Genomic DNA, 23,805 nt, shown 5'->3' with positions numbered 1-23,805 from the left:
TTCGGCGCGGCGGAGGGAGGATCTCCGCACCGGACATTATCAGAATACGTAGCTGGACTTTGCCTTGCGACGCAGATCGGCGCGGTTCATGCCGAGCGCTTCCAGCGACTTGTCGTCGAGGTTCAGAAGGGCGGCGTTGACGTGGCGGCTGACCTGACGCTCGCGTGCTTCAACGACGCGATCGAAGGCGGTGCGGAGGAAAGATTTTGCCATTGCTTCAAATCCTTGTTTGCCATGAGAGTGTCTCTCTCGCTGTGTTGCCCTGAAGATAAGCGATGTGTTTTTGTTTGGTTAGAGGGGATATCTCAGGGTAGATATGCGTTTTTCGCATGACATATTGCCTTGAGTATTACTTATTTCGCGAAACATGCACAATTTATCGTCGCAATCCCATCTGTCATATATGGCTTGAAACCGGCTTTGTCCGCATGGCATTGTCGTTGCGCGCCAATGATTTGATGGCGCGACCGTCCAGTTTTTCTCATGACAGTTCCCGAAAGACGCTCATGTTCCAGACCTTCGAAAACAAATCCGCGCCCCAATTCGGCAAGGCCCGTGTCGAGGCGTTGCGCGCCGGTTTCGACGCCCTCGGCATCGACGGTTTTCTGGTGCCGCGCGCCGATGAATATCAGGGAGAATATGTGCCTGAGTGCGCCGAGCGCCTCTCATGGCTGACCGGCTTTACCGGTTCCGCCGGCATTGCGCTGGTGACGCGCGCAGAGGCGGTGGTTTTTGTCGATGGCCGTTACACAACGCAACTCAAGTCGCAGGTCGATCAATCGATCTTCAGCGGCGGCGATCTGGTTGGCGCGCCGCCCTCCGTCTGGCTGGCCGAACATGCTCCACAGGGTTTCCGGCTCGGCATCGATCCGTGGCTGCACACCGGCGCGGAGTTGAAGCGACTGGAAAAGGTGCTTGCCGGCAAAGGCGGTTCGGTCGTTCTCCTCGAAAAGAACCCGCTTGATGTCCTGTGGCAGGACCGTCCATCCGAGCCGCTGGAGCCCGTCGTTATCCAGCCCGAAGCCTTTACCGGCAAGCTGGCGAAGGAAAAGATCGCCTCGCTGGCGGAAACGGTCTCGGCAAAGGGCGCAGATGCCCTGCTGGTTACCGATCCGTCGTCCATTGCCTGGATTTTCAACGTTCGCGGCAATGACGTGCCGCATACGCCGCATCCGCTCGCGCGCGCCATCATCTATGCGGATGGCAGGGCGGATATTTTTCTCGACAAGCGGAAGACCGGCATTGAGACCGAGGCTTATCTGGCGCAGCTCGCGACACAATTGCCGCCTTCGAAAATCGCCGACCGCCTGCATGCCATTGCCAGCGCTAAAGGTCGCGTCATGGTGGATGCCGATCTGACGCCGGTGGCGCTGACCGGCGCGATTACCGCGGCGGGCGGCACCCTGATCGAGGAGGCTGATCCTGTCCGCTTGCCGCGCGCGCGCAAGAACAAGGCGGAGCTGGCCGGCTCGGCAGCCGCTCATGTGCAGGATGGGGCGGCCATGGTCGAATATCTCTGCTGGCTGGACCGCCAGCAGCCCGGCAGCGTCACCGAAATTGCCGCCGTCAGGGCGCTCGAGGCCGCTCGGATCAAGGTGGGGCAGGGGCTGCAAAACCCGCTCAAGGACGTATCTTTCGACACGATTTCAGGTGCCGGCGAACATGCCGCCATCATCCATTACCGCGTCACGACAGATACGGACCGCACACTTGCGGATGGGGAGATGTTCCTCGTCGATTCCGGTGCGCAATATGTTAACGGCACCACTGACATCACCCGCACGATTGCGATCGGCGCCGTTCCGGAGGAGCAGAAGCGTTTCTTCACACTGGTGCTGAAAGGCATGATCGGCATCAGCACCGCACGGTTTCCCAAGGGAACGCGTGGTTGCGATCTCGACCCGCTGGCGCGCATCGCGCTCTGGAAAGCGGGAGCGGATTACGCCCATGGCACCGGCCACGGCGTCGGCTCCTATCTTTCGGTGCATGAGGGGCCGCAGCGTATCTCAAGGCTTTCGACGCAGGAACTGCTGTCCGGCATGATCCTGTCGAACGAGCCGGGCTATTACCGGCCCGGCGCTTTTGGCATCCGCATCGAGAACCTCATCTATGTGCGCGAGGCGGAAGAGGTCTCCGGCGGCGACCAGCCGATGTTCTCCTTCGAGACGCTGACATGGTGCCCCATCGACCGCAGGCTGGTGGTCACCGCTCTCCTGACCGACGAAGAACTCGACTGGTTGAACACCTATCACGCCGGGGTTCTGGAGAAGCTTTCTCCCTTGATCACCGACGAGGAGGTTAAGACGTGGCTCGTTGCCGCCACGAGGCCATTGGAGCGGGTCGCTTAAAGCAGCCCGAAATGCCTGATGGCGATGACGATGGCCCAGCCGACGGCCAGCATCGTGAGGCCGGGAAACCGCAGGCAGACCAGCAGGGCGGCCACCATGCCGATCTTGACCTCGTATCCGCCTTCAAAAAAGGCGGGTGCGACGAGCGTGGTCAAAACCGCGACCGGAACGGCGTTCAATCCCGCTTCCATGCGTGGCGGGATGGATTTCATCCGCGTCATCAGAACATAACCGCCGATGCGGGTGAGGTAGGTGGCGATGGCGGCGAGCGCGATCAGGATCAGCGTATCGGCGTGCAGCATGTCGCTCATGGCGTTTCCACCCCGTTTTCAGAATTCGATGCGCCGTTCGGTTTCGGCGGATAAAGGACCGCAACGAGAATTCCGGCGACCGCGCCGAGGCTCACATGCCACGGGGAGCCGACGATGTGATAGGCAACCGTTGCGCCAACCGCGCTTGCCAGCATGACAGGGTAGAAATTCTCCCGCTGGCGGAAGCTCAGCACCATGCCCATGAAATAGATCGGCAGCAGCACATCGAGGCCAATTGCTTTCGGATCGCCGACCATATTGCCGAGCGATGCGCCGAGAATGGTCATGGCCAGCCACAGCACATAAACGGGCGCGGCAAAGCCCATGTACCAGGAAAAGCCGACCGTGCCGGTATTTTCATATTTCCTGACCGATTCGGCGAATTGCGGATCCACCAGCACGAAGAAACCAGCGGCTTTTTGCAGGAATGACCAGTTCGAGATCATCCGGGCAATGGCGGCCGAATAGAGGATATGGCGAAAATTGACGGCGAAGACGGAAAGAACGATCAGCCAGGGGGCAACCTTCTGGCCGAACAGTTCGATACCAACGAGCTGGCTTGCACCCGCATAGACGGTGCCGCTCATGATCGTGGCTTCGGTGACGCTCAGCCCGTTATCGACTGCGACGGCGCCGAACAGCGCACCGAAGGGGGCGGCGGAGAGGGCGATCGGGAAACCGCTCTTCAATCCCTCGCGAAAATCTGCATTGAACATGTCTGGAAACTCCTTGCCGCCGCTCTATCGCCGTCCCGTCCGGCTGGCAAACGAATTGCATGAATGGATCGATTGATTAACTTGAAGCTTCCGTTACGGTATCGCCCCATATGGCCGGTGCCGGGCCGGCTTCACCGCCGTCTTCTCGTGCACCTCAACAGTCAGACGATGGAAGATCGATGCTGGAAAAGCAGGAAAAGGCCGCGCTGGCCGCACGTATCAGGGATTATCTTGCCCGTGAGACCGAAACCGAGATCGGCCATCTGCAGGCGGAGATCTTCGTCGACTTTCTGGCAGAGGAGCTGGGGCATGTTTTTTATAATGAGGGGCTCAGGGATGCGCATGCCGCGATCCTGAGACGCCTTGAGGATGCAGCAGGCGATATCGACGTTCTGGAGAAACCGAAGCCGCGGTAACGGCACTCTCCTTCCTCATCCCTGTGCTCGTCACAGGGATCCAGCCAGCCCAAGTCCTTGGGCTGGAAAGACTCTCTCGCCGCGCAGACGCGCGTCGGCTGGATTCCTGTGACGGGCACAGGGATGAGGAGAGTGGTAAGCCCAGTGTTCTTCAGTCCCGCAGAATGTCGCGGCTTTTGAGAACGATTGCGCCCTTTTCCCGCATGGTGGTAATCGCGGCCTTGATGCCCTGCGGATCGATGCCGCGGCTGGCATCCTCGATGAAACGCACCTGCACATCAGGCAGCATGTCGAGGGCATCGAGCACCGAAAAGCTGACGCAGTAATCGGTGGCAAGGCCGCAGACGTCGAGTTGCGTGATACCCTGGCGGTTCAGATAGTCGGCCAGTCCCGTCGTCGCGCCCTGATCATTGTCGCGAAAGGCGGAATAGCTGTCGACGGCGGGGTTTTCGCCCTTCTGCTGGATGTAATCGAAGGTTTCCGTCTTGAGATCAGGGTGGAATTCCGCATCCGGTGTACCCTGCACGCAATGGTCCGGCCACATCATCTGCGGTTTGCCGGAGAGTTCGCCCATGTCGAAAGGTTTCTTGCCGGGATGCTGCGAGGCGAAGCTGCCATGATTTTCCGGGTGCCAGTCCTGCGAGGCGACGATGAGATCGTAGCCGCCATTGTCGATCAGGGCATTGGCGATGGGCACGACCCTGTCGCCATCGGCAACGGCCAGATTGCCGCCCGGGCAAAACCCGTTCTGGATATCGATGAGCAGCAGCGCCTTCATGATGTGCCTCCCTTTTTGAGGGCAGGATGCCAAGCCGGCTTTGGCGGATCAAGCCCCTTTCGATTTCTCCGGTAAGCATGGGTGTTTCCGGCAGGGACTTGCCCTGTCGCAGTCCTGCCGCATTTGCAGCAAATTTCCGGCCAAGTCGGAATTTACCTGACAATGCGGCGACGGAAATTTTTAGGCCGATGACGCTCCTTTAAGGGGTATTTCCCGGGACGATGCAGTGCGGATGCACGCAGTACCCGCGCAAGTCATTGTTTTGCCTTCGCCTTACAATGCGCAGACCTTAACGAAATATTTTTGCAGGGACTCGTAAACACTTTGGTTACCATAATTCGTCATGCTTCGAGCCAGTCAATTCCGAAACCGGCGTGGTGTCTGCCCGCTCTTCGGATGTCCCAAAATCCCTCCGGCGTCGGCCGGGTATGCGTGAACGGTTCGAGTAACGAGTATCATGGCGTTTTCTGCTGCGGCCTATAATGGTGCCGGCTTTACCGGTTCGTCTTCCGCCAAGAGAGGCAAATCCTCTTCGCTCGGACGGATGTCCGCGCTTCTCGGCGGCGGCGTATTTGCCAGCCTTTTCGCAGTCGCAGCCTTTGCCTCGCTGCATAGCATGGCCGCTGCCTCGCATGGTGTCGGACAGTTTGAAAAGACCCTGGTGACGAGGCTCGATTCGGCTGAAACGGCGATTGTCCGCACGGCCGCGCGAGATATTCACATCCGCAAGTTTTCCCGTTTGAGCGACCATAGCCACGGCCAGCAGAAGGCTGTTCGCCTTGCCGGCATCATGCCCGAGATTGGTGCGAAGGAATTCGGCGAGCGCTTCGGCGCGGCAGCGAACGCGAAAGGGCAGGCGACCGTTAAGGAACTCGCCGCGCTCAAGCCTTCGGCAATCGTCGATTCGGCGCTTGGACGCACCTCCGAGGTCGCCTATCAGAGCGCCGTTCCGCAGCATCCGGCATTTGAAGTGGCGCTGGCGCGGCCGCAGATCGAGGAAGAAGCAAGCAGCCTGCTGCCCGATGATGTGCCGCTGCCGAGTTTCCGTCCTGAAGTCGCGACGGCTCAGGCGGTCGAGCCGTCACCGCGCCCTGCCACACCGTCCAAGGTCGAGGTTGCTTCGGCGCCTGCTTTTGATGCGCCGGTTCCCCTGCGCGCACCTGCGCCGCCCAAGCAGAGCACCGGCGCCATGCTCGCCTTTGCAAAGCCTGATAATCCGATACGCGAACCGAGCAAGATGGATGCGGTTCCGTGGCCGGATCGCGGCAACGGCACGGCGATCTACGATATTTCCTCCGGTGTCGTGCACATGCCGAACGGCGAGAAGCTGGAAGCGCATTCCGGCATCGGCAAGATGCGCGACAACCCCGATTACGTGCATGTGAGAATGCGCGGTTCGACGCCGCCCTCCAGCTATCGTCTGACGATGCGCGAGGCGCGGTTCCACGGAGTCGAAGCCATTCGTCTGACACCGGAAAGCGGCGTCAACCCGCACGGCCGCGACGGTCTTCTGGCACACACCTACATGCTGGCAAAACGGGGTGAATCGAACGGCTGCGTTGTGTTCCGCGATTATTCGCGCTTCCTTGCGGCCTTCAAACGCGGCGAAGTCAAGCGCATGGTGGTGGTGCCGAAACTGAACGGTAACCGGCCGACACTTGCCAGCAGCGGCGGTAAAAGCGGCGGCAAGACCCTGATCGGCATGTTCTCGCGCGGCAGCGACTCCTGAGCTTTCTTAAGTTCTACGCATTTTCCGGACGTAAAACCGCTGCGCATTTTTACTGAAAATGCTTTAGCGACTGCGCCGCTGTGTCAGCACCATGCCGGCCAGGATCAACAGAATCCCAAGTGCGCTTGCCCAGATTTTCGGCGGATGATCGCTGAAAAGATCAAGAACCACGCCTGAAACCATTTGGCCGCTGATGACCAGAAGGGCGGTATTGACCGCACCGATGCGCGGTATGAGCCAGCTTCCCGAAGCGATGAAAACGACGCCGATCGGGCCGCCGATAAAGGCGAGCCATGGCGCATCGGCCGCGCCCGGCGGAATGAGGCCGCCGACGATAAGGCCGATGACGGTCAGCACACCAAAACCGACAATGTGGTTCCAGAAGGAGGCGATGAGCGGCGAGTTCGACAGGCTGAGGCGGCCATTGATCTGGCGGCTCAGCGCCACGAAAACGCCGCCGGTAAAGGCCATGGCGATCCAGAGTATCATGCCGTTCTCCCCACAAGGATGATAAGCGCGCTGCCGCACAGGATCAGCGCCACCGCTGCCATGTCCCGCAGGTCCGGCTTCCTTCTGGGCAGGCCGAAGAGGCCGAAAAGATCAGCCAGGAGGCTGAAGATCACCTGTCCGCCAAGCCCGAGCGCAATGGTGCCGGAAAGCGCCAGCGGCGAATTGACGGCGGTGGAGGTGAGGATGACGATGGCGGCACCCACCACCCCGCCGCAATAGGCCCAGAGCGGCGCTTTCGGTTTTGCCGGTGCTGCTGCGTCTTTCTTCGGGCGCATGATGGCGAGATAAATCAGGGCGGCCACCGTGCCGGTTCCATGCGCTGTCCAGGAGGAAAACAGCGCATTGCCGTAATGGGCAAGCTGACCGTTGAAATGCACCATCAATGTCAAAAGGCAACCGCTGGCGAAGGCGGCGGCAAGATGCAGCGGGTTGAGGCGTGGATGCGTCGTGTCTGTCATGGCGGGCCGGAAAGCTGAAGAGGAACCCGAGCTTTAGCCGATATGTGCCTGAAGCGGAATCGAATTGCGCCGCTTTGCTGCTTCACGCGACATTATCCTGTGCGTTGCGGAACAAGCCACCCTGCCGCGCATTATTGCAGCATGAAGAAAACGACGCGCAAACCATTGAACCGGATGACGATTTTCGTCGTTTCGATTTTCCTTATCGCAGCCGTGGTCGCGGCCGTCTATCTTGTCGGGTTCACGCCCGGCGAAGTGTAAGACAGATAATTCAATGACTGGCTGGAGCGGTCTTGCCCTTGCCGCCTCCCATAGCCACCTTCGCCTTCGCCATGACGAAGCGGATGCCGCGCAGCAGGAAACGACTGGTTTCCAGAAAGGCGCGATAGGGCAGTACGGTGAAATAACGCCAGCGCGGAAGGCGGTAGATGCGCAGATTGTTCTGGATCTGGCTTTCCCCGTCCGCATCTTGCGTGGCGCAAAGCGGGTAGATGAACGCCGCCTTGAGGCCCGCGAGATATTCCAGATCGAATGCGATGTCATAGGCGAGCCGCATGGGGATCAGTTTCGATATCCATTTTCCGGCGCGGCGGTTGACGAGATAGGCTCCCGACCCTTTTTCCCGCGTGATCGCAATGGCGAGCGAACGACCATTGGAAAGCGGGCGGAACGGAAATTTCCGGCCATTGCTGACCGTTGTCAGCCTCAGCAGATCCCAGTCGCCGCCGTTCAGCACCGCCTCATCGATGGCGTTGAGAAAATCATCATCGAAGACCACGTCATCCTCAAGGATGAGCGCGATATCGGCGTCGCCTTCCGTGAATTTTTGGGCGCAGGCGACATGGCTGAGATAACAGCCGATTTCCGGCGGCGAGGTGCGGCGGCCATGCATGAGCATGTAGGAAATCTCGCTGAATTCCGGGATCGGGTAATTCAGTTCCCTGCCATTGACGCCGGGGACGCGCTCCGCCTTCAGCCCCATGGCGTCAAGGCGGGCGTTCATATCCGCGAGGCGTTTGGTGGCGCTGTCCATGTTGATCAGGAAAACCGCAAGCTTGCGCTGGCTTTTCGGTAATATATGCAAAACAGTCCTCACCCGGTTTTCACATCCCCATTGCAACTCCTTTATTGCAACGGCATGACGTGGGCTACGGAAAAAGCGGTCTGCGGGCACTCATAGTTGTCGAATCAAACCTTTTCCACAAATCCATCCAGCACGCGCTTCTGTCCGGCGCGATCGAAGTCGATCGTCAGCTTGTTACCTTCGATGGCGGAAACATTGCCGTTGCCGAATTTGAGGTGGAAAACGCGGTCGCCGACAAAGAATTTCGACGGCTTGTCCGCGACGGATTTCGCCACCAGCTCGCCCTCTATCGTACGGGTGCGCGGGCCACTCTCGCCATAACCGATTCGTTCCACCGCATGGCCGGAGCGGGTGCCCCAATTGTCGCGGGTGGCGTCGCTGCGGTTCTGCTGCGCGCGCTTCCAGCCGGGGGTGGAATAGTTGTTGGTGAAGGGGTCGGCCTTGTCGAAGCGCGACTGGCCGTAGCCGCCGCGTCCGCCATAACCGCCGTAATTGCTGTCGGATGCCGCGACATCCACATGGGCCGACGGCAGTTCATCAAGGAACCGCGAGGGCAGGGTGGATTGCCACAGCCCGTGAATGCGCCGGTTCGACACGAACCAGATATGGCAGAGCTTCTTGGCGCGTGTGATGCCGACATAGGCGAGGCGGCGTTCTTCCTCCAGACCGGAGCGACCGCCTTCGTCCAAAGCCCGCTGGTGCGGGAACAGGCCTTCCTCCCAGCCGGGCAGGAAGACGGTGTCGAATTCCAGGCCCTTGGCGGAATGCAGCGTCATGATGGAGACGGCATCGAGATTTTCGTTCTGCTCGGCATCCATGACGAGCGCCACATGCTCGAGGAAGCCGCGCATGCTCTCGAAGGCCTCCATCGAGCGGATGAGTTCCTTGAGGTTTTCCAGCCGGCCTGGCGCTTCGGCCGTCTTGTCGGCCTGCCACATGGCGGTATAGCCGCTTTCGTCGAGAATCTGCTCGGCAAGCGTGGTGTGCTCGGTATTTTCCAGGAGACCCTGCCAGCGGCGGAAATCCTGCACCACATCGAACAGCGCCTTGCGGGCCTTCGGTTTCAACTCGTCGGTCTCGATGATATCGGCCGCTGCCGCCAGCATCGGAATATCACGGGCGCGGGCATAGTCGTGGAGGTTGCGGATGGTCGTATCGCCGAGGCCGCGCTTCGGCGTGTTGACGATCCGCTCGAAGGCCAGATCGTCGGCCGGCTGGCAGACGAGGCGGAAATAGGCCATGGCGTCGCGGATTTCGAGGCGCTCATAAAAGCGTGGGCCGCCGATGACGCGGTAATTGAGGCCGAGCGTCACGAAACGGTCTTCGAATTCGCGCATCTGGAAGGAGGCGCGAACGAGGATCGCCATGTCGTTCAGCTTGTGGTTCTTGCGCTGAAGCTGTTCGATTTCCTCGCCGACCGCGCGGGCTTCCTCCTCGGAATCCCAGGCGGCATGCACCACGACTTTTTCATCGTCAGGGCTGCTGCGTTCGGTGAACAGCGTCTTGCCGAGACGGCCCTCATTATGGGCGATCAGATGCCCGGCTGCGCCGAGAATATGCTCGGTGGAGCGATAGTTGCGTTCGAGCTTGATGACCTTGGCGCCGGGAAAATCCTTGTCGAAGCGGAGGATATTGTCCACTTCCGCGCCGCGCCAGCCATAGATCGACTGGTCATCGTCACCCACGCAGCAGACGTTCTGCGGCTCGTCCTTGGCGCGCTGCGCGAGAAGCCGCAGCCACATATATTGCGCCGTATTGGTGTCCTGATATTCGTCCACCAGAATGTAACGGAACTTCTGGTGATACTCCTTCAGAATATCCGTGTGGCGGCGGAAGATGCTGATCGGGTGCATCAGAAGATCGCCGAAGTCGCAGGCGTTCAGTGTTTTCAGCCGGTTCTGATAGGCGGTGTAAAGTTCGCGACCCTTGCCATTGGCGAAAGCGCGGCTGTCACCCTCCGGAATATCCGGCGGCGTCAGCCCCTTGTTCTTCCAGCCGTCGATCATGCCGGCAAACTGCTTTGCCGGCCAGCGCTTGTCATCGAGACCTTCGGCCTGAATGAGCTGCTTGATCAGCCGCACCACGTCGTCCGTATCGAGAATGGTGAAATCCGACTTCAGGCCGACGAGTTCGGCATGGCGGCGCAGAAGCTTGACGCCGATGGAGTGGAAGGTGCCAAGCCAGGGCATGCCCTCGACAGCGCCGCCGACCAGAACGCCGATACGTTCCTTCATCTCGCGGGCCGCCTTGTTGGTGAAGGTCACGGCAAGGATCTGGCTGGGATAAGCACGGCCGGTCGCGAGAATATGGGCGATGCGGGTCGTCAGAACGCGGGTCTTGCCGGTGCCGGCGCCCGCAAGGACAAGAACGGGTCCGTCAAGCGTTTCCACGGCGTCGCGCTGTTCCGGGTTGAGGCCGGAAAGATAATCGGGCGCGGCACGCGTCTGATCGCGCGCAGCCATCGCGCGGGCGGCAATGCCGAGCCCGCCGGCGCTTTCTGCGCCTGCATTATTCGTCGCCCTGCGCGGCGTCACGGGTTCTTCATCGAAGAACGGCATATCGTCGAAACTGTTGCTCATGCGGCCCAATGTAGTGATTCGGGATATAAAGGCCAGAACCGCGTTCTGCTTTTATTCCGGTATCGTCAGTCAAAACGCCTATTCCAAGGCATTTTTTGCATCATGCCTGCCTGTCGGCATCAAAAGCGGCATCCACCGGGACTTGCAGCGCCACCGCAAGCTGGTTGGTCTTGGCGGCAAGCGCGATGACCCGCAGGAGATCGGCGTGCTGCTCGCCGGTCATGCCCTTGGCTTTGGCGGCGGCCGTGTGGGAATGGGCGCAATAGGAGCAGCCATTGGTGACGGACACCGCGATATAAAGCATTTCCTTCACCAAGGGGTCGAGGGCTGAAGGTGTCGCCATTACCGCCTTGACCTCGGCCCATGTCTTTTCCAGAAGATCAGGATCGAAGGCAAGGTAGAGCCACATATTGTTGATGAAGTCAGATTTGCGGGTGGTGCGGATGTCGTCAAACACCGCCTTGACGCGCGGATCGGCTTCGGGATTTTGTACTTTCGTTACGGTGCTCATGGCTTCCTCCGGCTCTTTTCCTGGGGGCAGATTACCGCGCTGAAGAATATTTGCGATAAAAATGGCCTTCGTCGTGTGCTCGACGAGAATCCATCACAAATTACAATTACGTAAGAAACGGATTTGTGCGTTGCCTCGTTTTAAACGAGGGGGAATACTGCTGATGTCCCGAAGCCTGCGCTTCAGGGGCTGCTTTATGCTGCGATGATCAACCGGAGAACTATATGCGGGTCTGGAAACAGGTGGGTGTCAGTCTGGCCGTGGTGGGGGCAGGGCTCTGTCTCTGGGGCTTTTATTCGCCCGAAGCCCGTAATGTGCTCGCCAGCATGGGGCTCGGCAAAACGCCGGCAGGCGCGATAGAGGTCGCAACGGCCGGTTCGCCCACAGGCCAGAATGGTGGTTCGCGGCGCAACGGCAACGCCACCCTGGTGGTGACGGCTCCGGTGAAAAAGGGCACGGTCAATGATCGGCTGAACGCCATCGGCAACGGCCAGGCGATCCAGTCGGTCGTCGTCATGCCGCAGACATCGGGCACGCTTTCAGAAATCCGCACGGCCGCCGGCGCGCGTGTCGTGAAGGGGCAGGTGCTTGCGCGGCTCGATGACGAAGAGCAGGTGATCGAACGCGACAAGGCGCAGGTCGCGCTGCGCAGCGCGATTGAAAAATCCAGTTCCTACAAGAACCTGAAATCCGTTTCCCGCCTCGATGTGATGGATGCGCAGATTGCCGAAGAATCCGCCAAGCTGGCGCTCAGCACCGCCGAACTCAATCTCAGGCGCCGCGACATCGTCGCGCCGATTGAGGGTGTGGCCGGTATCGTCGCCGCCAATATCGGCGACAACGTCACCACGCAGTCAACCATCGTCAGCATCGACGACCGGTCGGAAATTCTCGTCAATTTCTGGGCACCCGAGCGGTTTGCAACCGTGATCAAGGTCGGAATGCCGGTGGAGGCGACCTCCATTTCGCGTCCCGGCGAAACCTTCAAGGGTGAAATCGAAGCTGTCGACAACCGTGTCGATGAAGCAAGCCGCACGATCCGCATCCGGGCGAAGTTCGGTAACGAGAAGGACGAACTGAGGGCCGGCATGTCCTTCGGCGTCACCATGCGTTTTGCCGGGGAGACCTATGCTTCGGTCGATCCTCTGGCCGTGCAGTGGGATGCGGAAGGGTCCTATGTCTGGCGCGTCACCGACAACAAATCGAACAAGGTTCGGGTGCAGATCGTGCAGCGCAACCCTGATGCGGTTCTCGTCAAGGCGGAACTGGCGGAAGGCGAGCCAGTCGTGATCGAGGGCCTTCAGCGCGTGCGTGAAGGCGGTGCCGTCCGCGTCGGCGAACAGCCGAAGCCGGAGGAGGTCGCCAGCCAATGACGCAGTCGCCTTCCGGTCAGGATTCCAAGCTCGCTTTCACCGCATTGTTCGTGCGCCGGCCTATCCTGGCGGCGGTCCTCAACACGCTGCTGGTCGTGGCTGGCCTCGCCGCTCTGGTTGGCGTCGAGGTGCGCGAATTGCCTGACGTCGACCGGCCGTCGATCAGCGTCAGGACCACCTATGAAGGTGCTGCGCCTGAGACGATCGACCAGGAAGTGACACAGACCATCGAAGGTGCGGTGGCGCGTGTCAGCGGCATCAAATCCATCGCTTCCAATTCGCAATTCGGCACCAGCCGCGTGACGATGGAATTCGGCGACAATGTCGACATGGCCGTTGCCGCCAACGACGTGCGCGACGCCATTGGCCGCGTCACCAATCAGCTGCCCGATGATGCCGACGAGCCGCAGATCATCAAGGCGGATTCCGACAGCCAGCCGATCATGCGCCTTGCCGTCACCTCGTCGACGCTCAGCATGGAAGATCTGACCAAGCTGGTGGATGACGAGATCATCGACCGTCTGGCTGCTGTCGACGGCGTTGCCGATGTCGAGCTTTATGGCGATCAGGAAAAGGTTTTTCGCGTCGATCTCAATCAGGCGGCACTCGCCAGCCGTGGTCTGACCGTTACCGATGTTTCCAACGCGCTGGCCAGCGCCGCCCTCGATGTGCCGGCGGGATCGCTGAAAAGCACGACGCAGGACATCGTCGTGCGCGCCACCGCCAGCCTGACGAAGCCGGAGGATTTTTCCAACCTTCTCATCAAGAACAATATCCGCCTTCGCGACGTAGCAACCGTCATGCTCGGCGCGGATGACGAATCCACCTCGCTGCGCTCCAATGGCGTGCAGGGTGTCGGTCTTGGCGTCATCCGTCAGGCGCAGTCCAACACGCTCAATATTTCCACCGGCGTGAAGGCCGCCGTCGATGCCATGTCGGCCAATCTGCCAGAAGGCACACGCATCGTCGTCACCAGTGATGACGCCGTCTTCATCGAAGGCGCGCTGCACGAGGTCGAGCTGGCGCTCGGTCTTTCGGCGATCATCGTCGTCGTCGTGCTTTATCTCTTCCTGCGCGACTGGCGGGCCACCCTCATTCCGGCGATCACCATGCCGGTGGCGCTGATCGGCACCATTGTCGCCATCTACATGGTCGGCTTTTCGGTCAATATTCTGACGCTGCTCGCCATCGTTCTTGCGACCGGCCTGGTGGTCGATGACGCCATCGTGGTGCTGGAAAATATCGTGCGCCGCCGGGCGGAAGGTATGGGGCCGCGCGCCGCTGCCGTTCTCGGCACGCAGGAAGTCTTCTTCGCGGTCATCGCAACGACGGCGACGCTTGCGGCCGTCTTCATTCCGCTCTCCTTCCTGCCGGGCCAGCTTGGCGGCCTGTTCCGCGAATTCGGTTTCGTGCTGGCCTTCGCCGTGGGCTTGTCCTCCATCGTGGCGCTGACGCTCTGCCCGATGCTGGCTTCCCGCATGTTGAAGGAGGGGTTGAAGGAACAGACGGGACCGCTCGCCTGGTTTGGCAATGTCTTTGCCTCCACCTACAAGTCAACGCTTTCCGCCTGCCTCAACAATCCGCTGATCGTGATTATCGTGGCGCTGATCTTTTCGGGTCTGTCGTGGATTGCCTTCGGCATGATCCAGAACGAACTGACGCCGCGCGAGGACCGTGCTTCGATCATGATGCGGGTCACCGCGCCGCAGGGCGTGAGCCTTGAATATACCCGCGACCAGCTGCAGCGCATCGAGGAAAATCTGCAACCGCTGCGCGACAGCGGGGAAATCCGCAATATCTATTCCATCACGGGCATGAACGGTTCGTCCAATACCGGTTTCATGGTGCTGACGCTCGCCCCCTGGGCCGACCGCGAGCGCACCCAGAATCAGATCGCCGCTGACGTCACGTCCGCCGCCAACAAGGTGCCGGCGCTGCGCGGCAGTGCGATGCAGCCGAACAGCCTGCGTATTCGTGGCGCCGGCAACGGTTTGCAGATGGCGATGGTCGGCAGCAACTATGCGGCGCTGACGGCGGCGACGCAGAAACTGCTGCTTTCCATGGAGGAAAGCGGCCTGTTCGATACGCCGCGTTTCGACAATGAGCCCAATCAGGCGCAGCTTTCCGTTTCCATCGACCGCGAGCGCGCTTCCGATCTCGGCATCGATATCACCGGGCTGTCACGCGCCATGCAGTCGCTGCTGGAAGGACGCTCGGTCGTTGACGTTTTCGTGGATGGCGATGCAATCCCGGTGCGGCTCCTGTCCTCCACCCGGCCGATCAATGATCCGACCGATCTTGAAAACGTCTTCCTGAAAACGGGCGACGGCAAGATCGTGCCGATGTCGGTCATTGCTTCGCTGAAGGAAAATGCGGTTGCGCCGCAGCTCAACCGCGAGCAGCAGCTGCCCTCCGTCGGCTTCACGGCCAATCTGAAGGACGGGGTTTCGCTCGGTCAGGCGCTGGAAAAGGTGAACGAGCTTTCGCAATCCATCCTGCCTCCCGGCGCCCGCCTGCTGCCGCTCGGTGAGGCGGCGACGCTTGAGGAGAACTCCAGCGGCATGTTGCTGACCTTCGGTTTCGCCATCGCCATCATCTTCCTCGTGCTGGCCGCGCAGTTCGAAAGTGTCCTGAGCTCAGTCATCATCATGACGACAGTGCCGCTCGGCCTTGCCTGCGCCGTTATCGCGCTGCTCGTCACCGGCTCAAGCCTCAACGTCTATAGTCAGATCGGTCTCGTGCTGCTTGTTGGCGTGATGGCCAAGAACGGCATCCTGATCGTGGAATTCGCCAATCATCTGCGCGATCAGGGCGCGACCGTGCGGGAAGCCATCGAAAAGGCCACCAGCATCCGCCTGCGCCCTGTCATGATGACGATGATCGCCACCATTCTTGGCGGCGTGCCGCTGGTGCTGGCGCAGGGCGCGGGCGCGGAAGCGCGCATCGCGCTCGGCTGGGTCATCGTCGGCGGTCTCGGTTTCGCGACGCTGGTGACGCTTTATATCACGCCGGTCTCCTATCTGCTCATCGCCCGTTTTGCCAAGCCGCAGGCGGATGAGGAAATCCGCCTCCATCGCGAGCTTGAACTTGCCGCCCGCCGCAAGGCGCTGGAGGAGGACAAGCCGTTGCTCGCAGCGGAATAGGACGGGGTTGTCGCCAAACCGCATGCGGCGCAATCGCGATGCTGGACAAAGCGTTAACCTTATCCCATACCACCTGACGGAATTTCGTAACGGATCGAATCCGTTACGGGCAGATGTTGCGGTGGAGACGGATGATGGCGCTGAAAGACGTTGTTGCGGGTGAGCGGAATGAAGAGGGCATTGCGTCTGTGCTCGCGGTGCTGAAGCAGCAGTTGGGCGATAAGATCCAGACGGGCCAGGCGTTTCGCGAGCAGCATGGGCACACCACCACCTATCTGACCCTGCAGGCGCCTGACGGGGTCGTTTTTGCCGAAAGCGCCGATGATGTGAAGGCCGTGGTGAAGGCTTGCGCCCAATACAAGGTTCCGGTCATTCCCTTCGGAACGGGGTCTTCGCTTGAAGGGCAGGTCAATGCGCCCAACGGCGGAATCTGCATCGATTTCAGCCGGATGAATCGCATCATTGAGGTGAATGCCGAAGATCTTGACGTGACGGTGGAGCCGGGCGTGACGCGTGAGGACCTCAACGTCTATCTGCGCGATACCGGCCTGTTCTTCCCGATCGATCCGGGCGCCAATGCCTCGATCGGCGGCATGGCCTCGACGCGCGCCTCCGGTACCAATGCCGTTCGTTATGGCACGATGAAAGACAATGTGCTTGCCGTTACGGCTGTTGTTGCCAATGGCGAGGAAATCCGCACGGCGCGCCGCGCCCGCAAGTCCTCCGCTGGTTACGACCTGACGCGGCTTTTCGTGGGGGCCGAGGGGACGCTCGGCGTCATCACGTCCGTGACGCTGCGGCTTCAGGGCATTCCAGAAAAGATCGCCGGCGGTGTCTGCACCTTCGACACGATCAAGGCGGCCTGCGATGCCGTCATCATGACGATCCAGATGGGCGTTCCGGTTGCCCGCATCGAATTGCTTGACGAGGTGCAGGTGCGGGCGTGCAACGCCTATTCCGGCCTGAACTACGCGGAGAAGCCGACGCTTTTCGTGGAGTTCCACGGGACCGAGGAGACGGCGGCTCTGCAATCGCAGCAGTTTGCCGAGATCGCGGCGGAATGCGGCGGCGTCGACTTCCGCTGGACGAGCGATGCCGCCGAGCGCAACAAGCTCTGGAAAGCGCGTCATGACGCCTATTGGGCGTCGCGTGCGCTCGCACCGCATCTCGATGGGCTGTCCACCGATGTCTGCGTGCCGATTTCGCGCCTCGCTGACTGCGTGGTGGAAACGCAGCGGGATATTGAGGAGAACGGTTTTCTCGCGCCGATCGTCGGTCATGCGGGTGACGGGAACTTCCACGTCCTTATTCTGTTTGATGGCAAGGATGCCGAAAGCGTCGCGAAAACCGAAGCCTTTGTCGCCCGTCTCAACCGCCGCGCCATTGCTATGGACGGCACCTGCACCGGCGAACACGGCATCGGCCAGGGCAAGATGAGTTTTCTTGCCGAAGAGGCCGGCAATGCACTGGATGTGATGCGCGCCATCAAAACGTCGCTCGATCCGGATAATATCTTCAATCCGGGCAAGTTGTTCCGGCTTGTCTGATCATCCTCACAATTGATTGGTACAAAAGGCTGCTTGCCGTTAAGGCAGAAAAGAATAGGTTTGCAGCGTTCGCGAAGGGAGATGCAGGTCAGTGCTCGGGCGTATTCTGGTTTTTCTGGGCGGACTGCTGGCCGTGGTGCTGTTCTCGGCGCTGCTTATTCCCTATTTCGTCGACTGGACGGATTTCCGCCGCGATTTTGAAGACCAGGCGAGCCGTATTCTCGGCAAGAAGGTGGTTGTGCATGGCCGCGTTGAGGCCCGCATCCTGCCTTTCCCCTCGGTAACGCTGCATGATGTGCGCGCCGGAACGGATGCGGATGGATCGCCGCTCATTCAGGTCGCGCGTTTTTCCATGGATGCCGAGCTTGCGCCTTTCCTTTCGGGCGAGGCCCGCATCTTCGACATGCGCATCGAGGAGCCCAAGGCGAAGATCAGGCTGCTGAAAGATGGCACGCTGGACTGGATGCGCGGCAGCCGGGCGGAAATTCCCGCCCGCACCGTGGTTCTGGAAAGCGTGCAGATCGAAGGCGGGCAGATCGAATTCATCGACGAGCAATCCGGCCGCAATCGCGTGGTGACCGGTCTCAACGCCGACATGTCCGCTAATTCGCTGGCCGGGCCGTGGAAGGCCGAAGGGCGCGCCGCCATTGACGGGCATCCGGGGTCGTTCTCGCTCTCCAGCAGCGAGCCGGATTATGCCGCCGGCCGCATGGGCCTCAGGGTCCGCGTGGTGCCGGATGAGCATCCGGTTGAGGTCGATCTCGATGGTGCGATTGCTGCAACGGCGGGAAAGCCCGCTTATAGCGGTTCTTTCTCCTTCAGTTTCCGCGAGGATGAAAAGCAGAAGCAGCAGGCGGGCCAATCGCTGTTTTCTTCGCCGCGCACCCGCGGCAGTTTTGAACTGACCAATGAAAGCGTGCGTATCCCGAGTTACCGCATGGAACTCGGCGGCAGCGAAAATCCCTATGTCGTGACGGGCGAGGCGACGCTCGATACCGGCGCCAAGCCGGAATTCCTGCTGACGGCCGATGGCCAGCAGATAGATGTCGCCCGCTTCGCGCCGCCTGTCGTGCAAACGGGCAAGACCTCACGCCAGCCCACCGCCTCGGTTCGCCAGCGCATTGAAGCCTTTGCGGCCGTAGTGGCCCGAATTCCGGTTCCGCCGGTGCCGGGCAAGGCGAGCATCAGCCTTCCCGCACTCGTTTCCGACGATACGACCATCCGCGACATCCGGCTGGATGTGCGCCCGGAAGGCAGTGGCTGGCAGGTGGTGAATGCCGTGGCGACGCTGCCGGGCAGGACCCAGCTTGAAGCCAAGGGATCGCTGACGCTGCTTGGCGGCCCCGCTTTCAACGGCAATCTGCTGCTCGCCTCCAACCAGCCTTCGGGGCTGGCGAACTGGCTTTCCGGTTCCGTCGATCCGGCGATCCGCCAGCTCAATGCCGCCGGTTTTTCCGCCGATGTTTCTTTGACGACGCTCAATCAGCGTTTCGACAAACTGGAGCTTGCAATCGGCGACGCCTCGTTGAAGGGCGAGCTGGAGCGGCGCTCCGACGGCAAGACCTCCAATCTCTCCATCGATCTCTCGGGCAACGAAATCGATCTCGATGCGCTGAGGGCGCTCGGCAGTCTGGCGCTTGGCGATCAGGTTGGCAGTTCGGTTCTCGACCACCGCATTACCGCGAAATTCAAGGCCGACCGGTTCAACATGGCCGGTGTGACCGCCAATCACGTCGAAACCGCCTTCACCATGGCCGGCGGGGTTCTCTCGCTTGAAAACATGACGGCCGGTGATATTGCCGGCGCGGAGGTGAAGGCCAGAGGGCAATTGCAGGGTTCGCTGCTGAAATATGCCGGCAAGGGCACGGTGAACCTGCATGCCGCGGATATGCAGCCGTTCTTCACCATGCTGCAGCAGAAATTGCCAAACCATCCATTCCTCAGCCGTCTGGCGGCGAGTGCGCCATGGTACGCCAATTCCGACCTTGCCATGGATGTTTCGGTCAATAGCGAAAATGGCGGGGCCAACGTCGCCGTCTCCGGCACCGTCAATGGCAGCCGGCTCTCGGCCGTTGCCAAGATGCCGGATTTCCTGTCGATCACCGATGATACGGCCATGTCGCTGGAAGCCGTCCTGAAGAACCAGTCGACCGCAATCCTGTTCGGGCAGGCGGGGCTTGATCCGCTGCCCTTTGATGCGGATGGCGAAGGACTTCTCTCGGTCAAGCTCAACGGCACCCTCGGCTCGCCCGCCCAGACGGAACTGCGCTTCTCGACGGAACGGACGCATTTTTCGATGAACGGTTCCTTTGCTGTCTCGGCCGCCAATTTCGGCGAAGGCAGCGCCGATGTGGCGCTTGAAAGCGCTGATATCGAGCCATACCTCATCATGAACGCTGTCGGCCTGCCGCAGCTTGGCGGCGGCATGGCGCTGAAGGCCAATGCGAAAGTGGCGGTGGACGGGCAAAAGATCGCACTCTCCTCGATCGGCGGGCAGGCGGGCGGAAATCCTTTCTCGGGCAATCTGACATTCCAGCGTGCCGCGCCCCATCCTGTAGACGGTGATCTCTCCGTCAGAACCGTCGATCTCGCCTGGCTGGGGGATGCGATCTATGGGCCGGTGATTGATCCGGAAACCGGAGCGCTCAATGCCAAGCCTCTGGCCATGCCAGCCTTCCCGCAGCTCAAGGCTTCGCTCGCCTTGAAAGCGGAAAGCTTCGAGGCCGGTCCCTTTGGTACCGTCACCGGTGTTTCGGCCAGGGTCACGCATGATGCGGGCAGTCTGTCGCTCGATGACGTTGCCGGCACCTTCATGGGCGGTAAGCTGACGGGGCGGCTTGCCATGTCGACGGGCGAAGGTGCGGGCATTTTCCGCACCAAGATCGCGGTGACCGATGCCAATCCGGAGCCGATCCTTTGGGCCAATGCCAACGGGCCGGTTGCGACAGGTCGGGTGGCCGTTGACCTGACGGCCGAATCGACGGGCAAAAGTGTCGGTGAAATGCTGAAATCAGCGGGTGGATCGGGTGAAATTAGGGCCAGCGGGCTTGTGCTGAAGGGACTTAATCCCGGTGCCTTCCCGCCGATCCTGCAGGCGGCTGATGGTTTGCAGCAGCCGATCGACGCGCCCAAGGTGCGGCCGCTGGTGGACCAGAGCCTGTGGCAGGGTGAAATCGGGCTTGGCGATGTGGCCTTGCCGTTCTCGCTGAATGGCGGCTCGCTTCATTTCCAGAATCTGCGTGCGGGGATCGATCCCGTAACGCTGACGGCCGACGCGACGGTTGATCTTGCGGCTTCGACCGTGAATGGCGACCTCGATCTTCTGTTCAATCCCGGTACCGAAACGGTCGCAGGGGCCGAGCCATCGGTGCGTCTCAACTATAACGGTCCGCTTGCCGCGCCGGCTTTGACGACCGATGTTTCAGCGCTCAGCAATTACCTGTCGCTCAGGGCTTTCGAAAAGGAACGCCGCCGGGTGGAGGCCATGCAGGCGAGTGTTCTTGAAAAGCAGCGCCTGCGCCGCGAAGTCGCGCTTTATCGCTCTCAGGCGGCCGAGCGGCAGGCCGAGAAGGAGCGGGCGGAGGCGGAAGCCAAGGCCAGGGCTGACGAAGAGGCGCGTCTGAAGGCGGCAGCCGAAGAACGTCTGCGCCAGGAAAAGGAACAGCAGGAGCGGTTGCAACAACAGCAGCAGGAACAGGGGCAACAGCCGGTACCCGAGCGGCAATCCGCGCCGGTTCTGGTGGTGCCTCCGACGGAAAACGCCATCCGGCAACTGGCGCCGGAAAACGCTCCTGCCACGCCGTAAGCTTGCGGGCAGGGGAAGGCTGATCGGCCTTCATATTGCGAAAGTGCGGAAACCTGTCCCGGAACGTTGCATCATCCTCGAGCATGAGCCGAGAATCTCACGGCAAACTCGTTCCCTAACGGGGGGAGCCCCGGAACGCCTCGTGGTGGATGGGAAAGGTCTGGGAACAGTATTTGAAAGCAAGGCTACGCAATACGGGAAATGCCTTGCAGCGCAGACTAGGCCGCTAATGTTTAATGAATGCTTTCACGGCGTTACGAGTTTTCGGCAGTATTTTTTGTAGTCCGGGGGACAAATCCGGATAGAGGCGTCGCAGGTCGTGATCGATTGCGTGTCTTTACCGTACGTCAGAAAATCTCAGCGGTTTTTCAGCCAGTTCAGCACATAAACCCGCAGCGACGAGGACAGATTGCTGTCGGCGGCGCGGTTGTCATCTATTTCGGCAAGCAGGGCCGCGAAACTGATCTTGCGTCTGTCCGCTATGATTTTCAACTCGTCCCAGAAGGCGTCCTCGAGTGAAATGCTGGTGCGGTGACCGTGCAACGTCGCGGAGTGCTTGCGGATCATCAGATCGGTCTCCGGTGGATCCGGTTGGAGGTCTGAATCATATCTCCCCGGCAAGTCCCTGTTTTGCGATTCTTTTCCGATAGTCCCGAAATTCGCGCGGTCCGTCGGCTTGTCAGTCTTTGCCGACCCCGTCATCGGGTTTTTCGAGCCGCCCCTGATCGAGCGCCTTTTCGGCTTTTTCGTTCAGGGCTGATGTGAGATTTTTTTCCGCCTTGGCGCGGCCGAAGGACAGGCGGTTCTGCTCCGCCTGCTTTTCTTTTTCGCTACGGGCTTTCTGTTTCCGAAACTGACGTAGATTGACGATATCGGCCGCCATGGGGATATGTCTCCTCGGGTTTCGTACGCTCGGGGTAAGCCGTTATTGCTTCTTGCGGAAGGCATCCAGCGAAACGACAGAGCCTTCCTTCTTTTCCTCGCCGGCCTTGGGCGTTTCGGAAGCAGCAGCCGGCTTTGCCTCGTGGGAAACGGGATAAGCGGTGATTTCGGCTTCTTCCAATTCTTCTTCTTCGGCCAGAGGCACGTCGAATTCGAGTTCGAAATTGACGGAAGGATCGTAGAAACCTCTGATGGCATTATAGGGAATGACCAGCTTTTCTGGCGTATCGGAGAAGGAGAGGCCGATTTCAAAGCCGGTTTCGGTTACTTTGAGGTCCCAGAACTGGTGCTGAATGACGATGGTCATCTGTTCGGCATATTTCGCCTTGAGGTGCTGGGAAATCCGCACGCCCGGCGCGCCGGTCAGGAATGTGATGAAGAAATGGTGGTCGCCGGGCAGGCGGCTGGTTGCGGCCACTTCACCCAAAACCTTACGAATAACGCCGCGAAGGGCATCCTGTGCGAGAATGTCGTAACGGATATGATCCTGCCCCATGCGGTCCTGTCTTTCCCTTATTCGAACGTCTTTTCATGTGCGGCGCGGCTCGCGCGCCAAGGACGCTGTAACACTTTGAATCTTCGCGTAATCCTTGAGCCGGGATCATTTCCGATCCTGACGCTCACGCGTTGCCCAAGTATACGCAATGTCCTGAACGGCAGCAACGGAAAAGCCTACGCCGTTCGCAAGTCAGCTATCATATAATCAATTCAGGCAAAATGGAGAAGGTGGAGGTTTCTGTTGCCAGGTACCTCCGAACCCCGCCTCACGGGGCTAACCGTGAGGACTTAGAGCGGAATTCCCGCACCGCCATTAGGCAGCGAGAGCATATTCCTTAGCGTTGTTGTCATTTGCAACTACACTTGTGACCCGATAACGGCGGTATCATGCCGAGCAAAAGTTCGATCTTTACGCCCTTGTCGATCCTATTTCGCCCCCATCAAAAGCCGGCCTTCATCTTGAAAAGCCCGCCGGTTTTTGGTGGAGGCGCCGGGTACCGCCCCCGGGTCCAATAGGTTTATTACACCGACCGTTTATCGCCATAGCCGGGTTGCCCCGGCAAGGCTCATATAGGCGTTTCGGCCGCCCGAGAAAAGGGGGGTGATGACAATTCCATGAAAAGGTTTCGTGATTGCGGCCCGCACTTTAGACAATTCTTGACGACGAGGGATTGCTGTCCCATTCTCCCTGCAACCGGTCACCAGAAGCAACACCGGGCCGGGGACACACGAAGGAGTGGACATGACTGACTATCTCGCAGATGTGAAGAAATACGACGCAGCAGCCGACGAAGCCATTGTCGGCAAGATCGTCAAGCATCTCGGCATTGCCCTGCGCAACCGGGATTCCTCGCTGGTGTCCGCTTCCGATCCGGAAGAGCTTGCGCGCGTGAAGGCGAGCTGGTGCGGCAAGAAGCTCGGCGTTACCGACGGTGCGGCCGATCAGGCGATCGATGCCGTCGCCAAGGCCATGGCCGCCGACCGCTCCAAGTCGCGCGTGACTTTCTATTACCTGGTCGCCAAGGAACTGGGTAAGCTTCAGTCGCTTTGATTTGAT

The 23,805-nt window shown here is 60.2% G+C and carries 20 protein-coding genes and 1 other RNA gene; 8 read left to right on the top strand and 13 right to left on the bottom strand.

Annotated elements, in window-relative coordinates:
• Positions 1-39: 39 nt before the first annotated feature.
• Positions 40-213, bottom strand: coding sequence for a hypothetical protein (locus tag V6S97_RS05640; protein ID WP_003522343.1), 174 nt, complete (start codon positions 211-213; stop codon positions 40-42).
• A 293-nt stretch (positions 214-506) separates the two neighbouring features.
• Here V6S97_RS05640 and V6S97_RS05635 point away from each other — a divergent pair, with 293 nt between their 5' ends.
• On the top strand, positions 507-2,348 hold the full coding sequence (locus V6S97_RS05635) for an aminopeptidase P family protein (protein WP_004430801.1): 1,842 nt from the start codon (positions 507-509) through the stop codon (positions 2,346-2,348).
• Here V6S97_RS05635 and V6S97_RS05630 read toward each other — a convergent pair.
• Both V6S97_RS05630 and V6S97_RS05625 read right to left on the bottom strand, forming a co-directional pair.
• The gene (locus V6S97_RS05630; RefSeq protein WP_004430802.1) at positions 2,345-2,659 is read right to left on the bottom strand and encodes an AzlD family protein; all 315 of its coding nucleotides are present in this window, start codon (positions 2,657-2,659) and stop codon (positions 2,345-2,347) included. The two genes, V6S97_RS05635 and V6S97_RS05630, sit on opposite strands and share 4 nt — an antisense overlap.
• Positions 2,656-3,375, bottom strand: coding sequence for an AzlC family ABC transporter permease (locus V6S97_RS05625; RefSeq protein ID WP_060725086.1), 720 nt, complete (start codon positions 3,373-3,375; stop codon positions 2,656-2,658). Before V6S97_RS05625 ends, V6S97_RS05630 begins: the two co-directional genes overlap by 4 nt.
• Positions 3,376-3,554: 179 nt before the next feature.
• On the opposite strand from V6S97_RS05625, the gene V6S97_RS05620 reads away from it, so the two are divergent.
• On the top strand, positions 3,555-3,791 hold the full coding sequence (locus tag V6S97_RS05620; RefSeq protein ID WP_004430806.1) for a DUF2164 domain-containing protein: 237 nt from the start codon (positions 3,555-3,557) through the stop codon (positions 3,789-3,791).
• 151 nt (positions 3,792-3,942) lie between these two features.
• Here the strand turns inward: V6S97_RS05620 and pncA are convergent, their stop codons facing one another.
• Complete coding sequence (gene pncA / locus V6S97_RS05615; RefSeq protein ID WP_004430808.1) at positions 3,943-4,569, bottom strand: bifunctional nicotinamidase/pyrazinamidase; 627 nt, start codon at positions 4,567-4,569, stop codon at positions 3,943-3,945.
• Between the two features lie 457 nt (positions 4,570-5,026).
• Between pncA and V6S97_RS05610 the strand changes: the two genes are divergently transcribed.
• Complete coding sequence (locus V6S97_RS05610) at positions 5,027-6,298, top strand: DUF2778 domain-containing protein (protein ID WP_060725084.1); 1,272 nt, start codon at positions 5,027-5,029, stop codon at positions 6,296-6,298.
• Between the two features lie 63 nt (positions 6,299-6,361).
• On the opposite strand, the gene V6S97_RS05605 is transcribed toward V6S97_RS05610, so the two are convergent.
• The 5 genes from V6S97_RS05605 to V6S97_RS05585 form a co-directional block, all read right to left on the bottom strand.
• Positions 6,362-6,787 carry a DMT family transporter gene (locus V6S97_RS05605; protein ID WP_060727403.1) on the bottom strand — a complete coding sequence of 142 codons (426 nt, stop codon included), beginning with the start codon at positions 6,785-6,787 and terminating at the stop codon, positions 6,362-6,364.
• A complete protein-coding gene (locus V6S97_RS05600) occupies positions 6,784-7,266 on the bottom strand; it encodes a DMT family transporter (RefSeq protein ID WP_004430816.1) in 483 nt (160 codons plus the stop codon). Before V6S97_RS05600 ends, V6S97_RS05605 begins: the two co-directional genes overlap by 4 nt.
• A 271-nt stretch (positions 7,267-7,537) precedes the next feature.
• Complete coding sequence (locus V6S97_RS05595) at positions 7,538-8,350, bottom strand: glycosyltransferase family 25 protein (RefSeq protein WP_060727401.1); 813 nt, start codon at positions 8,348-8,350, stop codon at positions 7,538-7,540.
• Between the two features lie 104 nt (positions 8,351-8,454).
• Entirely contained in the window at positions 8,455-10,929 is a 2,475-nt protein-coding gene (locus tag V6S97_RS05590; RefSeq protein WP_077998920.1) for an ATP-dependent helicase, read from the bottom strand.
• A gap of 100 nt (positions 10,930-11,029) precedes the next feature.
• The gene (locus V6S97_RS05585) at positions 11,030-11,440 is read right to left on the bottom strand and encodes a carboxymuconolactone decarboxylase family protein (protein WP_334426242.1); all 411 of its coding nucleotides are present in this window, start codon (positions 11,438-11,440) and stop codon (positions 11,030-11,032) included.
• A gap of 224 nt (positions 11,441-11,664) precedes the next feature.
• On the opposite strand from V6S97_RS05585, the gene V6S97_RS05580 reads away from it, so the two are divergent.
• The 4 genes from V6S97_RS05580 (at position 11,665) to V6S97_RS05565 (ending at position 21,308) form a co-directional block, all read left to right on the top strand.
• Positions 11,665-12,813, top strand: a complete 1,149-nt coding sequence (locus tag V6S97_RS05580; RefSeq protein WP_003507520.1) for an efflux RND transporter periplasmic adaptor subunit — start codon at positions 11,665-11,667, stop codon at positions 12,811-12,813.
• Positions 12,810-15,956, top strand: a complete 3,147-nt coding sequence (locus V6S97_RS05575; RefSeq protein ID WP_003507521.1) for an efflux RND transporter permease subunit — start codon at positions 12,810-12,812, stop codon at positions 15,954-15,956. Before V6S97_RS05580 ends, V6S97_RS05575 begins: the two co-directional genes overlap by 4 nt.
• A gap of 134 nt (positions 15,957-16,090) precedes the next feature.
• Complete coding sequence (locus V6S97_RS05570) at positions 16,091-17,503, top strand: FAD-binding oxidoreductase (RefSeq protein ID WP_080864203.1); 1,413 nt, start codon at positions 16,091-16,093, stop codon at positions 17,501-17,503.
• 91 nt (positions 17,504-17,594) lie between these two features.
• Positions 17,595-21,308: an AsmA family protein gene (locus V6S97_RS05565; RefSeq protein ID WP_334426238.1), complete on the top strand. Its 3,714-nt coding sequence runs from the start codon at positions 17,595-17,597 to the stop codon at positions 21,306-21,308.
• 357 nt (positions 21,309-21,665) lie between these two features.
• Here V6S97_RS05565 and V6S97_RS05560 read toward each other — a convergent pair whose 3' ends face one another.
• The 4 genes from V6S97_RS05560 to ssrA form a co-directional block, all read right to left on the bottom strand.
• Positions 21,666-21,875, bottom strand: coding sequence for a ribbon-helix-helix domain-containing protein (locus V6S97_RS05560; protein ID WP_003507527.1), 210 nt, complete (start codon positions 21,873-21,875; stop codon positions 21,666-21,668).
• A gap of 112 nt (positions 21,876-21,987) precedes the next feature.
• Positions 21,988-22,191 carry a DUF4169 family protein gene (locus tag V6S97_RS05555; protein ID WP_003507529.1) on the bottom strand — a complete coding sequence of 68 codons (204 nt, stop codon included), beginning with the start codon at positions 22,189-22,191 and terminating at the stop codon, positions 21,988-21,990.
• Between the two features lie 42 nt (positions 22,192-22,233).
• Positions 22,234-22,746, bottom strand: coding sequence for an SspB family protein (locus tag V6S97_RS05550; protein WP_060725078.1), 513 nt, complete (start codon positions 22,744-22,746; stop codon positions 22,234-22,236).
• Between the two features lie 229 nt (positions 22,747-22,975).
• Positions 22,976-23,348, bottom strand: a transfer-messenger RNA (tmRNA) gene (gene ssrA, locus V6S97_RS05545).
• Between the two features lie 142 nt (positions 23,349-23,490).
• Between ssrA and V6S97_RS05540 the strand changes: the two genes are divergently transcribed.
• Positions 23,491-23,799, top strand: coding sequence for a DUF2853 family protein (locus V6S97_RS05540; RefSeq protein ID WP_003507532.1), 309 nt, complete (start codon positions 23,491-23,493; stop codon positions 23,797-23,799).
• Positions 23,800-23,805: the final 6 nt, after the last annotated feature.

Origin of the sequence: Agrobacterium sp. CCNWLW155, assembly GCF_036888815.1 — a bacterium.
Lineage (GTDB): Bacteria > Pseudomonadota > Alphaproteobacteria > Rhizobiales > Rhizobiaceae > Agrobacterium > Agrobacterium radiobacter.
This window is presented reverse-complemented; position numbering and strand designations above follow the sequence as displayed.